The sequence below is a fragment of the Qipengyuania triglochinis genome, from assembly GCF_054655615.1.
Genome location: NZ_BAAHND010000003.1, coordinates 266,684 through 280,473 on the forward strand (window position 1 = coordinate 266,684; position 13,790 = coordinate 280,473).

General features: G+C 57.5%; 12 protein-coding genes. 2 read left to right on the forward strand and 10 right to left on the reverse strand.

Going from position 1 to position 13,790, the window contains the following annotated elements:
• Positions 1 to 10: 10 nt before the first annotated feature.
• The 9 genes from virB11 to ACYQ0G_RS13010 all read right to left on the reverse strand — a co-directional run bounded on the left by virB11 (position 11) and on the right by ACYQ0G_RS13010 (position 8,311).
• Positions 11 to 1,048, reverse strand: a complete 1,038-nt coding sequence (virB11, locus tag ACYQ0G_RS12970; protein WP_460103291.1) for a P-type DNA transfer ATPase VirB11 — start codon at positions 1,046 to 1,048, stop codon at positions 11 to 13.
• Between the two features lie 7 nt (positions 1,049 to 1,055).
• Entirely contained in the window at positions 1,056 to 2,180 is a 1,125-nt protein-coding gene (locus ACYQ0G_RS12975; protein WP_460103293.1) for a TrbI/VirB10 family protein, read from the reverse strand.
• Positions 2,181 to 2,182: 2 nt separating this feature from the next.
• Positions 2,183 to 2,947: a TrbG/VirB9 family P-type conjugative transfer protein gene (locus ACYQ0G_RS12980; RefSeq protein WP_460103295.1), complete on the reverse strand. Its 765-nt coding sequence runs from the start codon at positions 2,945 to 2,947 to the stop codon at positions 2,183 to 2,185.
• On the reverse strand, positions 2,944 to 4,116 hold the full coding sequence (locus ACYQ0G_RS12985) for a TrbL/VirB6 family protein (RefSeq protein ID WP_460103296.1): 1,173 nt from the start codon (positions 4,114 to 4,116) through the stop codon (positions 2,944 to 2,946). Before ACYQ0G_RS12985 ends, ACYQ0G_RS12980 begins: the two co-directional genes overlap by 4 nt.
• Positions 4,113 to 6,545, reverse strand: coding sequence for a VirB4 family type IV secretion/conjugal transfer ATPase (locus ACYQ0G_RS12990; RefSeq protein ID WP_460103298.1), 2,433 nt, complete (start codon positions 6,543 to 6,545; stop codon positions 4,113 to 4,115). Before ACYQ0G_RS12990 ends, ACYQ0G_RS12985 begins: the two co-directional genes overlap by 4 nt.
• Positions 6,535 to 6,819, reverse strand: coding sequence for a VirB3 family type IV secretion system protein (locus tag ACYQ0G_RS12995; RefSeq protein WP_460103300.1), 285 nt, complete (start codon positions 6,817 to 6,819; stop codon positions 6,535 to 6,537). The genes ACYQ0G_RS12990 and ACYQ0G_RS12995 overlap by 11 nt, the downstream gene beginning before the upstream one ends.
• Positions 6,820 to 7,125 (reverse strand): TrbC/VirB2 family protein, encoded by a 306-nt coding sequence (locus ACYQ0G_RS13000; protein WP_460103302.1) that lies wholly within the window; start codon positions 7,123 to 7,125, stop codon positions 6,820 to 6,822.
• A 4-nt stretch (positions 7,126 to 7,129) separates the two neighbouring features.
• The gene (locus tag ACYQ0G_RS13005; RefSeq protein WP_460103304.1) at positions 7,130 to 7,684 is read right to left on the reverse strand and encodes a lytic transglycosylase domain-containing protein; all 555 of its coding nucleotides are present in this window, start codon (positions 7,682 to 7,684) and stop codon (positions 7,130 to 7,132) included.
• Between the two features lie 243 nt (positions 7,685 to 7,927).
• A complete protein-coding gene (locus tag ACYQ0G_RS13010; protein WP_460103305.1) occupies positions 7,928 to 8,311 on the reverse strand; it encodes a hypothetical protein in 384 nt (127 codons plus the stop codon).
• 239 nt (positions 8,312 to 8,550) lie between these two features.
• Here ACYQ0G_RS13010 and ACYQ0G_RS13015 point away from each other — a divergent pair, with 239 nt between their 5' ends.
• A complete protein-coding gene (locus ACYQ0G_RS13015) occupies positions 8,551 to 10,128 on the forward strand; it encodes a hypothetical protein (RefSeq protein WP_460103306.1) in 1,578 nt (525 codons plus the stop codon).
• Positions 10,129 to 10,221: 93 nt separating this feature from the next.
• A complete protein-coding gene (locus ACYQ0G_RS13020) occupies positions 10,222 to 12,975 on the forward strand; it encodes a TonB-dependent receptor domain-containing protein (RefSeq protein WP_460103308.1) in 2,754 nt (917 codons plus the stop codon).
• 161 nt (positions 12,976 to 13,136) lie between these two features.
• Here ACYQ0G_RS13020 and ACYQ0G_RS13025 read toward each other — a convergent pair whose 3' ends face one another.
• A complete protein-coding gene (locus tag ACYQ0G_RS13025) occupies positions 13,137 to 13,790 on the reverse strand; it encodes a response regulator transcription factor (RefSeq protein WP_460103310.1) in 654 nt (217 codons plus the stop codon).

Sequence of the window (13,790 nt, forward strand, 5' to 3'; positions counted from 1 at the left end):
GATTGAGGGCTCAGAAACCTTGGTTCAGGAGTTCGGCGCTTTCGGCAATATGCGCGATACCCCGCTTGCCATTCGCATCCCGGCTTAACTGCACCACAACATCAATCACACTCGCTGCATAAGCGATTGTATCCGAACGTGTGAGGCCGATTCCGGTCTGCATGACCATGAGAGACAGCTGTTCGAGCGCGCCGCGCAGAGAATTGGCATGGATAGTCGAGAAGCTGCCAGGGTGCCCTGTATTGATTGCTCGCAAAAAGCTTACGCTTTCTGCTCCGCGCAATTCGCCGAGCACGATCCGGTCGGGCCTAAGGCGCAGGGCAGCCTGAAGCAGTTCGTTGGCCGTGACCTTGGCCTCGCCGAGCTCTCCCTTGACGGCCACGAGACCCACACCGTTCTCGCCGGGCAGCTTCAGTTCTGGGGTGTCTTCGACCAGCACCACACGTTCACGCTTGGGTATCTCTCCGAGCATGGCGTTAAGGAAAGTTGTTTTGCCGGTGCTCGTTCCGCCCGAGACAAGAATGGTGCGCCGCTGCCTGATGGCCTCCCGCAGGAATACTACCGGATGAGCTTGGGGATCGGGCATTTCGCCGAGGCTTGGGGGGCTGAGCGGCCCGGTATCATAGGCATCGAGAGGCAAATCGAGCTGGCGATGACGGCGAATTGCCATTGCCCAGTGCTTACGGGCGGCTGGAGGGCCACAAAATTGGACACGCGCCCCATCTGGCAGCGTTGCGCCCAGCAGTGGGTGTTCGCGATTGATCCCTTGATGGCTCACGCGGGCAACTTGCTCGGCCAACCTCTGGATGAGACGATCATCGATATCGGGCCGAGGGACTTTCTGCATGCCCCCCGCCGCTGCATCTTCGATCCAGACCTCGCCAGGTCGATTCACCAGTATTTCGGTGACCGTGTCCCGCTCCAGCCATTCGGCAAACGGTTTGAGATACGCATCCAGATAGACACTGCGCTCACCATGCAGGTCTACATTCGGCGCATCTTCGTCCGGGAAATCATCCGGATGGAAAGGATGGATATCGGCGCTCATTCCGAGATCAACTCACCCTGCTAAAATCGAGATCACGAGCGGTGAAGATGCGAATCGGTTCACCTTGACGGACACGAACAGTTGGGCCGCGTTTTCCGTCCTGTTCGGCCGCCGAAGCGGCAGCCGAAGAGCTTGCGCCGCCGAGGACAACTCCGCCTGCCCCCCCCGTCGCCAGCGAACCGAGACCGCCAACAACAGACAGCAACATTGCCGAACCGAAGCGCTTGAAGAAACCGCCTCCGGTAACCTTTCCTTCGAGACCGGTAGTGCCGTCGAACCCGATGGCTGGTGAGGCGAGATTGACCGATGCGCCATCTGGACGGATCAACCGCGTCCAGATGACATACGCGCGCTTCTGGCCGTTCTGCATACCCGACTGGTACTGACCGATCAGACGGCTCGAGCGCGGCACTAGCGTCTTCGTGCCATCGAAGCTCCGGACATCTTGGCTCACCACGGCACGAACATACCCTGGTACGTTGGTATCGATGGCCGTCTCAAGAATTGCAGGAATAAGTGTGCCCTGTGTCACCGTGGTGGAAGGATTGGTCATGGCTTTTGCCTGCGCCGGAGCGCCGCCCACACCGCCAACCCGGCTCGCAAAATCACTTGCCGAGCCGGCAGGAGCTGCGGCTGCGGCACCTTCCGCTGCTTCGACAGACTGCATAGATCCAACCGCTGCGTTGTTAGCTCCCGCATCGAAGACCACGGTCGGGCTGTTATAGGGATTACCCATCGGCTGGGTCTGCGGCTGAGGCGGTGCGGCATAAACGGGTGAAGGCGCCGGATCTCGCATGGCTGTTTGCTGAGCTGCCGTCGGAGGGTCGACCTTTACCGGAGGAGTTGCGACGGCTTGCACTGGTGGAGGTGCTAACGTTTGCTGCTGTCCGCCGACGCCCTCCTGATCAGGCAGGCGAGCTGAATTCATACTCCACAGCGTAATCGCCCCAAGACCAGCAACTATGGCAATGCCAGCCACCATGCCCATGGCATCGCTCTTTCCGCCTGGCCGTGCAACGGCGGGAAATGCATTACGCTGGGCTAGGTCGATGATCTCTGCATCGCTGCCGTCACGCGGATCGGTATCGTTTGCGACAGTGGTCGATTGCGGGATGCGGTTGGCTAAGCGCATTGTCAGTTACCCCTCTGAGCAAAATTGCTGCCGGTGTTCTGCGACGCGGAGGCGCGTTCCGGTCCGGCATTGACCAGCATGGCACTCTCCTCTCCGGACCGAAGTACGATGGTACGCGGAACACCGTCGATAACAATGGTGTCACCGCGTACGGTATAATTGACGGGACCTTCGTCACCCTTTGAATTTGTGACGAGAATGGCAGGCACGTCGCGTCCGGCAGGCCACGTCAGGAAGGTAGCTTCGCCATCATCGAAGGCCCGTTCTGGCAAAAGACCGGGAGCTCCATCGCCGTTCCAAGCAAAATTGAGATCAGCAGGATCCACGGATGAAAAGGGATCAGCCGGAGTCTCCGGCTCGGCTGCTTCAGCAAGCTCAGCCTTCCGAGCTTCTTCAGCAGGGTCGACAGGATAATCGAACCGCAGGACATAAACCGGCTTTGCATTCGGGCTGGCAACCAGATCGAACAAATAGGTCCGCTTGCTGGTGACCACCGTCAGATTGGTGGCAGCCCGCGCTTCCAATGGTTTTACAAAGAGAATGTTAGCGCGCTTGTTGGGTGTTACCTGCCAAGTTTGCGAGTTGCCGATCGCAACGTTCTCGATTGTCTCATCATCACCGAAAACGATGCTCGCTTGCACGTTCACCCGGCCAGGAAGCGTAAAAACTTCCATTTCATCGTACATGACCTGCTTCAGTCGAGAGTCGGCCAGTGCCGGCGTCGCGACCAGCGAGAGAGACAGCGCGGCAAACGCTACGCTTTTCATGAGCTTTTCTCCGTAGAACCAAGATTGCTTGGAGGGGCGGCCTTGAAACGGCTCCCGATCCCAGAGGTTCGGCTTGGGCCATTGCTGCTTGCAGTGTCTTTAGCACTTGCTGACGCTGTGGCGTAAACCCTAGTCGTGCGCGACGAAGAAATACCGCCGCTGTCGTTGGCAGCCGCTCCAGTTGCAACGGCCGACACATCGATGCGGCGTGCCTGATCGCTTGCGCGTGTCGCAGCCTGCGCCTGAGCGAGAGGTTGATAAGCCGCGATCGGGTGTGTGGGCGAAGCGGAAAACGACGCATCGCCTTTTTCCGCGGATGGGACGAGTCCGAACACGCTCCAGCCCGAAACCATTGCGCCCGCAACCTTGAACACCATAAACATCAGCGCGACATGAACTGCCCCGATCATGAAAAATGCCATACCCGCCTGGGCAGGAACTGTGCCCGGATTTGCTGTCAGAGCTCCAAGAACAGGAACTGAAAGCTCCAGCATTATGGAACCGCCCAAGACGGCGAAGAGTGGAGCTAGCCCGCACATCACCACCCCTTTAAGCCAGCCGGTGAAAAGGCCGCGGGTGCCGTTGAAAAGCGCCAAAACAACGAACACTGGCCCGAGCGCGACCAAGATACCAAGCGCAATTTTCGTGGTAACCAGAAGACCTACAGTGCCGAGCATGAACAGCATGGCACCCAACCACATCATCCCTTGGGGTGAAAAGGCGGAGAAATCGCTTTGACTACCGCTGGCTTCTTGGATTGCCAGGAACACCACATCGATTTTCTGGGCGAACACATCGGTGGCTGAGCCCTGCGTGCCGGTAAGGATACCAGCCAGATAATCGGGGGTGCCGATAGCCAGGTTCCAGACCACGCTCTGGTAAGCGACCCAGCTGGTTGCGAACGTCAGGACCAGTCCCAAGGTCATCATTCTGGGGACCAATGCGCGGACCCCGATGTTGGTACGCCCCGTTAGAAGCAGAAAACCGAAGATGGCGATGTAGAGCGTAAGGACAATCGTCAGCGTAGTGCCCAGCGCGCCGCCCGGCGCGAAAAGCTTGCCGAAGGCCTGCGCGCTTGCTTCACCCGCAACGCAGTCCACACCGCGCAGGGCGGCTGCGACACCATTGCCAACCTCTTGGGCTGCTTGCTGACAGGCCTGGCTGGTCATTCTGCGGCCAGCCCGACTTGAATTTCCTCACCGCGCGCATCGTCGCGACCGCCCGGCCAGGCTGTACCTGTAAGCGCCGGATACCAATCCGCAGGCGCGTCCCCCATAGCATGGCGCAGCAAATCGAGACGGCGAACCGAACTTTCGCGCCCGGACAGCAGTGTGAGAACTTCAGGCGCGCCGGAGAGGTCGAGCCGCACCACCACACTCGCATCGGGCTGGCGCACGAGAAAGCATCGACTATGCGCAGGTAGTGTTCGGATCAGCGCCAGTTCGTGGCTGGTCAGACCGAACCCGTCACAATAATCTTCCGGCCTTGCGCGACTGTTAGGCATGAAAACCATGGTGGCAGTCTGTTCGACCAATGCGGTGGAAATTCGGCTTTCCAGTGCATCGCGTGCCGATTGGGTTGCGAAACCAACCAGGGCATTGCGCTTACGAAGCGTTTTCAACCAATCGCGGATACGCGCAGCGAAGATTTCATCGTCCAGCGCTTTCCATCCTTCGTCAATGAGGATCATCGTGGGTTTGCCGTCGAGACGTTCCTCGATCCGATGGAATAGATACATCATCGTCGGCGTGCGCAGCTTCGGGTTCTCAAGCAGCGCAGTCATGTCGAAGCCGAGGACGCGGGAGGTCAGGTCCAGTTGATCGTCTGCATTGTCGAACAACCAGGCATTCTCGCCCTCTCCGATCCACGCGCCAAGCCGGTCGGCAAGGTCGCCTGGCTGCGGCCGGCGAGTGCCCGAAAGCAACTCTTTGAAATGTCGGAGGCGGCGGAGCGATGGATCATTGGCATAGGCGGCATCGACAGCTGCCGCGATGGTCGCTTCCTCTTCTGGTCCCTGGGCCTTCAATAGGACCGAAAGCCAGTCGCGCAGAAAGGCCTTGTTGCTGGCCGTGTCGGGCAGCGCCATCGGATTGAAGCCGGTCGGTTCGCCTGCCCGGATGCTGTCATAGCGGCCTCCGATGCCGCGGACAAAAAGCTCCGCTCCGCGATCTTTGTCGAACAAAATCGTCCGAGGGCTGAATTTCTGAGCTTGAGCCGCGAGGAAGTTCATCACTACCGTCTTACCCGAGCCGGACGGGCCAATGACCGAGAAGTTACCCAGGTCACCATGATGGAAATTGAAGAAGAATGGGGTTGCGCTGGTAGTTTCCAAAAGGGTGACGGCTTTGCCCCAGTGATTTCCCTGCGCTTGTCCTAAAGCAAACCCGTGCAGTGAACCGAAGCTCGCCATGTTGGCTGAGGAAATCAGCGCGCGACGAACAAGATAGCCTTCGTTTCCGGGGAATTGCCCCCAGAACGCCGGCTCGAGATTGGTGTCCTCGCGAACCGCGATTGCACCGGTATCGGCGATAGCGGCGGCGCAGGCCGCGGTCGCGTCATCCAGCCTAGCAAGGCTGCTTTCCTTCACCATTACGTTAAGGTGATGGTCACCGAAACCGACAGCGCCATTCCCAAGGGCGTCCCGTGCCGCCATCATATCGGCACGCTCGGCAGCCGCTTCTTCGTCAGCGCTCTTGAGGCGACGGATCGCAAGATCCATGCGTTCACGGGCAGTCTGTCGTTCAGCGGGAGCATAGCTTTCCGAAACTACCATCTCGAAAGGCAGACGCAGAAGGCCGTCAAGCAGACCGGGGCTTGTCGCTTCAGGATAGTCCTTCAGGCCCAACATCGCACCGAAATCAGGTGATCCCGAACCGCGCATCTCGATTGCATCCAAGCCGAAGCTCACGCGGCGATATGGGAGGAGCATGCCGAGATCCACATCGTCGGACGGCCTGCGAACTGGCCGCATTTCACCGTTATATAGCGCCGAAAGCAATTCCAGCATCTCGGAATTCACATTACCCTGCGGCCCTACATAATCACCCAATACGCTCGCCCCATACGAGGTGAGCGACGCAACCAAGCCTTGCGAAGCCGCGCGCAGGCTACGCAGATCCTTTGGATCGGCTTCTAAGCGTTCCTTGCGACCCTTCGTCTTTTTCGAGATACGCTCGACGAGACCGGCCTTGCCGCGAGCCGGACGGCGTATCAAGGTTATGAACTGGTCGTTGACGAACAGCTGCCCTGATCCAAGACGCTCCTTCCAGCGGGCGTCGATGTGACGACTGATCGGATCTGGGAACTCGGCATCCAATTCGACGGCCACACGGCGCCGAATAACGTGGTGATACATCACGAAGCGCGCATCGAGCGTGCTGCGAAGCATGACCTCCCGAGTGGCAGCGTGGGCATTAAGGGCTTCGCTATCTTCGGTTTCGAACAGCAAGCCTGGAACCTGGATCGCGGTCATCAGGCTGCCGTCGCGCATCAATACCGTATGCTCGTCGACCAAGCGCGAATAGGGCAGTCGATCGCCCGCCCGGGCTTCCTTTTCGCTCCATGCAGCGGGGCCGAGCCATTTGGTCTTACGCGGCATAAGAATTGCACCCCCAGCGCTTGTAGTTCTTGACCCGCGGGCACTTCGAAACCTTGGTCATCCAGAGGTCGAAAATGCGCGGCTCGCGCAGGCAGGCGAAATAACCGATCCCGTGCATAACCAGCGCGGCGAACAGCGCCCAGAAACTGCCGGTGATAAGAAATATCTCGGTCGTCACCACCCCGTTGATGATGAAATAATTGAACGTCACTCCCGCAAACATCTGCGGCCGCGTAAGCGCTCTATGGACGGGGTGGCGGACCAGCGTAGTCATCTATGCCGCTACGCCCTGAATCCCGGCGACAATCGAAGCTGCGCCGAACAGGATGAAGACGCCAATGATAACCGTTGCTCCAAAACGCCAGTTAAGCCTGCCCGTGAGCATCATGAACCCCACGGCAGCGACAGCCATCACCGCCACAGCAGTCGCGACGTTGCCAAGCAAAGTGCCCTGCAGCCAGCCAAGTGCATTTACTATTGGCCCGGATCCAGCAGGGTCTTGCTGGATGGCCTGGGCCATAGCCGTGGATGGACTAATAAGGGCGGCAATTACCGCTAGCTTGGCGAAAAACGATTTCAAACTTCTACTCCCGTGAGTGGTCTGCAAGGCGGCCCATGATGGAGGCCACATAAAGCTGGGTTTCGCGAATGCGGGGGATACCGTTAGCGCGTTCAACCCGCCCCGGCCCGGCATTGTAAGCGGCAAGCGCTTTCTCGAGATCGCCATCGAAGCGGTCGAGTTGCTGCCGGAGGTAGCGTGCACCGCCCTCAAGATTTGCGAATGGATCACCCGGATCGACGCCCAGATCACGTGCAGTTCCGGGCATGAGTTGAGCGAGCCCCCGGGCCCCTGCAGGAGAACGTGCATCATGCCTCCAGCGGCTTTCCTGCCAAACCATTGCCTCTATCAAAGATGGAGACAAATCGAAACGGGCGGCAAGTTCAGCCACCTTAACTCGATATATGTCCGGCACGCCGGCTGCATGGCGCGTCGGATCGCCGACAATATTGTCTGGAAAGACAACTTCGGCAGGGACCTCTACAAGCGCCGCCATGTAATCTGCGTGAGCAGTTGATGCAGCGGCATTCAAAGGCTGCCCGCCGGCTATCCAGCGCGAACCATCCGAATTAATCTCCATGACATCCGCTTTCGCTGGGAAAGCAGTGAGCGCCAAGCAGACAACCAAGGTCTGCAGCGCCCCGTGTGCGCGAATCATTTCGTACACCCTCCGTACGGCCCCACTGAACATCCTACATGACAACGGGGTGACAAAAACCTGAATATACTATGTTATCGCATCCCCAAAAGAAATTGGCCCGCAACCTCGTAATAGAGGGCGGGCCAAGGCGGAGTAAGCTCGAAAAGCTAAGCTGTTTATCGGTTACCGCACAGCAAGAGTTTCCATCGAACCGAATTTCCCGACATCAAGCATGGCAAGTCCGCGCCGCGCCAACACGCGAGAGTCGATCCAATCGCCAGTCGCAGTTTCGAGTTCATAGCGATCTGCATTTCGGGCCGCCGCCTCGAACCGCTCTCGCGCTGCTCCATACTCTCCTACCCGCGCCAACGCCACTGCCAGATTTATCTGCCGGGCAGGATCGGTGGATGGTATTTCATCGCATTCTTCGATTGTATTGATGGCCGCATGGTTTTCACCAACGACGAGCTCCTTGTATCCGATGTCGTAATCGGTTGCTGGCGCGGAGACTACCATTACCGGGCCTTCTGCGATCATGAGGAGCGCTGCTGCAGCTGTGATAGACATTTTCATTCTCCCAAACTTCGAAGCTCATTCATGCTCATACCAGAGCCATCCTGCAACAAAACTGTAACAGTGTCATAATTCTGCAATGTCGGCGCATGGCCGATTTGGGTGTGGAAACTGCAACATAACGGTCACGAAGCGACACAAACTGTCACACGGCATCACTAGCTGACGAGTCGCGATCAACGAATTCGCACTTCGAATTTCGACTCATCCGGTTTTTTGAGGGGACCGAACCCGTGAAGACACTCCACCGCTCGCTTATCATTGGCACTTCCGCACTGGCTCTCGCGGGTTGCGGCGCCGACGAGATCGTTTCGCCCGGCACCGGCGGCGATGTAATCATCAACCCTGGCAACGGCGGCGGAACGCCGACGCCGACGCCGACGCCCCCATCCAGTCCGAAGGTGACGCCGGCTGCGGGCTGCCCAACTATTAGCGATCCTGTAGGTCTTACGGACGATGGAACGATTTCAGGTCCAACTGGCGAGTACCGTGTCTGCACCATGCCTGAACGCTTCACTGCCAGCTCCACCCTCCCTTATATCGAAGGCCTCCTTTATCGCATGAATGGCCGTGTCGACGTCGGTACGGACGGGGGCCCTGCGGCAGATGACAGTGATGGCGTTAGCGATACCGATGTCGAATTGACCATCGAACCTGGCGTTATCGTTTATGCGTCGGGCTCGAGCTTCCTCAATGTCAACCGTGGCAACACCATCGAGGCCAACGGCACTGCCGAGCGCCCAATCATCTTCACCAGCCGCGATAACGTCCAGGGTCTCAATACGGACAGTTCTTCGGGCCAATGGGGCGGCGTCGTCCTCTCGGGCCGTGCCCCTGTAACGGATTGCATCGCTTCAGGCGCAACGCCGGGTAGCGTGAACTGTCAGCGCCAGGTCGAGGGCGCCGCACAGCCCGCAATCTTTGGAGGCGCAACTGCCGACGATAGCTCCGGCAGCATGTCCTATGTCCAGATCCGTTATTCGGGCTTCGTCCTTTCGGGCGATAGCGAACTCCAATCACTGACGACTGGCGGTACTGGCACCGGCACTGAACTTGACCACATCATGAGCTTCAACAGCTCGGACGATGGCGTCGAATTCTTCGGTGGTTTCGTTAATGTGAAAAACCTCATCGTCGTTGGCGCAGAAGACGACGGGCTGGATACCGACACCGGTGTTAAGGCGAACATGCAATACGTACTGGTAGTGCAGCGCCCCGGCGCCGGTGACACGATTATCGAAGCTGATAGCGATAACGCATTCAATGACAGCACTCCGCGCCAGCAGACCCGCATCTCGAACGCTACATTCGTTCACCAGAACGCAATCGATCAGGCTATCCGGGTCCGCGGTTTTGCTGACTATTCGATTGCAAACTCGGTTCTGGTTTCGAACCAGGATACGGCATGCCTTCGTATCGATGGCCAGGAAGAGCTTTTCCGGGCTGCCGATGGATCAATCGATGAAGCAGGTCCGGTTACCTTTGATAGTTTCGTAATGGATTGCTCTACACCTTTCCGCGACAGTTCGGGGGCTACTGCTGCCGAAATCGAGAGCGTCTTCGACGATGGATCGAACAACAATTCGAATTTCACCAACACGCTGCAGGCACTGTTCCTCAACGGCAGCAACGAAAACGGCGTGCCTGTTTTTGACGTGACCACCTGGAGCGATTTCTTCGAGAATCCTGCTCAAATCGGTGCAGTTTACGACGAAAATCGTGACTGGGTGAATGGCTGGACCTGCAATTCCAGCACTATTTCCTTCGATGACAGCGTGTCGGCTTGCACGAGCCTTCCCGTCTACAATTGATCCCAAATACTGTTTCCGGGGACGCGGCGAATACGCGTCCCCGGACTTTCAACATTTCCCACGCTTTTGACCTGATCTGAGGGGGTCGTTCACATGTCATCCGGCAAGCAGCTTTCCGCACTGCTCCTGCTCTCCACCGCCCTGACCTTTCCAGCCGCAGCGCTTGCGCAGAGCACGGGTGCAGAAGGTCCGCCTCCGACGGAGGAGGAAGTTCCTGACGAGGCGCCGGCACAGGAAGTAGACCCTGCGAACGACAGTGTTCCTGGTGAGATCGCAGATCGCGATCAGGCAACACCGGATATTTCCATTCCTGGTGGGACGATCGTAGTAACTGGTCGCCGCAACCGCGATATTACCCGCGCATCGCCTCAAGTTGTCACCGTCCTAGACACAGCCACCATTGCTCGTACCGGCGAAGGCGATATCGCTGGCGCGCTCGGTCGTACGACCGGTCTTTCGCAGCAGGGTAACGGGCTCGTCTATGTTCGTGGCTTAGGCGATCGCTATTCGCTCGCCTTGCTGAATGGCCTGCCTCTTCCCTCGCCCCAACCCCTATCTCGAGTTGTCCCATTGGACATTTTCCCGACTAGCGTCGTAGCATCGAGCCTGGTCCAGAAGACCTATTCGGCGAACTTCCCGGGCGAATTCGGTGGCGGCGTCATCAATCTTACCACCCGCGCCATTCCCACCGAAAGCTTTCTCACCGTAAGCGGCTCTCTTTCCGGAGATACTGAAACTACCTTTAGCCCCGGGTACTCCTATTATGGTGGCGATTACGATTGGACAGGTTTTGATCAGGGACGGCGTACCGTTGAAAATTACGGCTCGTTGCAAGGCTTTTTCGATAGCGGCGCCCGCATAAACGATGAAGATGTCGATACGCGTGCAATCCTGCACGATATCAACGATCCCAACCTCTATCTCGTCCAGAAGATCGGCGATCTTCCGGCCAATTTCTCAGCTGGTTTGACTGCAGGTACGGCATTCGATGTCTTCTCCGATGGACGCTTCGGGATCATCGCCACTGCTTCACTTAGCAACAAGTGGCGCAATCGTTTCATCACCAAACAGACGGCGGTGAACGAAGAGCTGGAACTCGACACTGATTTTCGTGAACTCGCTACGGATAACCGCATGCTTTTCAATGGCATGCTGGGCTTCGGTCTTGAGGTTGGCGAACACAAATTTCGGTTCACCAACCTGTTCATTCGGGACACCTTGAAGCGAGCCTCGCTCGAACAAGGGACGGATTTTCAGGATGGGGACGATGAATTCATCCAGAACACAGCGTGGTTCGAGCGCCAACTGCTCAACAGCCAATTTGTCGGAGAGCTGGAATTCGGAAAACTTTCGGTCGATTTACGAGGCGGCTACGCGCAGACGCAACGCGAAGCGCCATTCGAATGGACCTTTGAATACGTCCGCACAAACAATGCGAACGACCCCTTTGGCGATACCTACCTTAACACGCTCGATCCACAGCGCGGCGGTGCGATCGTCAGCTTTTCCGACCTTAGCGAAGACTTGTGGTATGGGGGTATCGATCTCGGTTATGAAATTACCGACTGGCTGAATGCGACAGTCGGTTATGCCTACACTGATACCGATCGGTTTTCCACCCGACGCGAATTCGACATTCGGGCATCCTCGACCTTTCCAGATGCTTTTGGCGCGTTGCGTCCCGATAATCTGCTGGGCGATGCCCTGATCGATTTCGGCTTTGATCGTGAAGCACAGCTTGCGGGGGGCCTCTCCCCCTACGAACTCAACATATTCGAGACTACGCAATCCGACCCAGCTTTTGATGCCGCGCTGCGCATCCATGCTGGCTATGGGAAAATTAACGTGCGGCCACTTGATCGGCTCTCGCTGGATGTCGGCGTTCGCTACGAAGACGCGGTCCAGTCGGTGGATGCGGTCCAAGTCTTTGCGCAACCGATCAACTCCACCAGCGGTACGCTTCTCGAAAATGATTACTGGCTGCCCGGAGGTACGCTGACGTGGGAACTGACCGATAATCTGCAGTTCCGGGCCAGCGCTTCGAAAACGATCGCGCGCCCTCAATTCCGTGAACTTGTATACCAGACCTATTTCGACCCCGAAACGAACCGTCAGTTCAATGGGAACCCGCGACTTGTTGACAGCCGACTTACCAATTACGAAGCTCGGCTTGAATACTACACCGGTGGTGGCGGTCGGGCTAGCGTGGCAGGTTTCTATAAGGAAATCGAAAACCCAATCGAAGTGTTCACGAGCTTTTCGGACAATGACATCATCAGTGGCTTTGCCAATGCGCCAAAGGCTGAGCTGTATGGCGGTGAAGCCGAGATGCAATACAATTTCGATCTAGCGAACTTGGGTGGGTGGTTCGACAGCCAGCAACTTGTTGCTGTTGCAAACTACACTTACACCCAGTCCAAGATCGAAGTCGGAGCGGCAGACATCGCACGCGTCTTCCCATTCGCAGACCAGCCGGCAAGCAACTTCTTTGATGACGGGGTTTCATTGACGGGCCAATCCGATCATCTCGTAAACTTGCAACTGGGCCTCGATGATCTGGATCGCCTCAGCCAGTTTACGCTGCTTCTAAAATACGCCAGCGAACGCGTGAGCAGCCGTGGTGCCGGGCCGTTGCCCGATATTATTGAAGAGCCGGGCTTGTCTCTTGATTTCGTAGCGCGACAAGGGGTCAACCTGGGCGGCAACGAGGTCGAGCTAAAGTTCGAGGCGCGCAATCTTACAGGTCAGGACCACGAAGAGTTCCAGACCAATGGCGAGCGCCGCATCGATATAAACAGCTACGATGTCGGTCAGAGCTTCAGCATCGGCGCTTCTCTCAAATTCTAACCTCCTGCAAGGGTAGCCTTAACACGGGGTCGCTTCATAAGCGGCCCCGTTTTATGTGGGAATGGGTCACTGCTCTAGATTTAGGGATGCTCGTGATACCTCAGCTGAAACCCGCGAAGGCGAAGCGTAGAGCTAAGAAGATTAGATGCGAGCCGCAGGCTTTAGTGACTATCGTAGACGTATCCAAGGGAGCGGACGGTGCGGATAGGCTCTCCCGCGCCGACTTCACGTAGCGCGCGGCGCAAACGGCCGATCCAGACGTCGACGGTTCTCTCGTCGATGGGTGGATCCTGCTTTCCAAGACCATCGATCAACTCGGTCCGACCTAACACGCGATCTGCGTTTTCAGCGAAGAAGCGCAGCAGCCGGAATTCATTCGGGCGAAGAGGAATGGGCTGTTGTCTCCATCGAGCCTGGAGCGCCGGAAGGTCGATTTCGAGATCGCCGAGCACGAAAGGTCGAGCGCTGGCCTGCGCGACGCGGCCCGTACCGAGTGCAAGTACACGATCGAGAACCGCTGTCCGATCAACCGGCCCTACAACATAGTCGTCAGCCCCTGCGGCCAATGCACGGCGCTTGTCTTCTGCGTCGCAGCTTTCGAGCACCATTGTTATATGCGCATCGCTTGTCCGGGGGTCGGCTCTCAGCCGGCGACACATCTCAAGCCCGGAAAGTTCGTCCAGAACCCAATCGACAAATGCGCAGACGGGCCCCTCGATAAGTCGGTGTGGCCCGCTAGCGGTGAGGTGATCGAATACATAACGTGTCTCACCGTTGTCGAAGGAGTCATACATTCCTGCTTCTTCAGCGGTCAT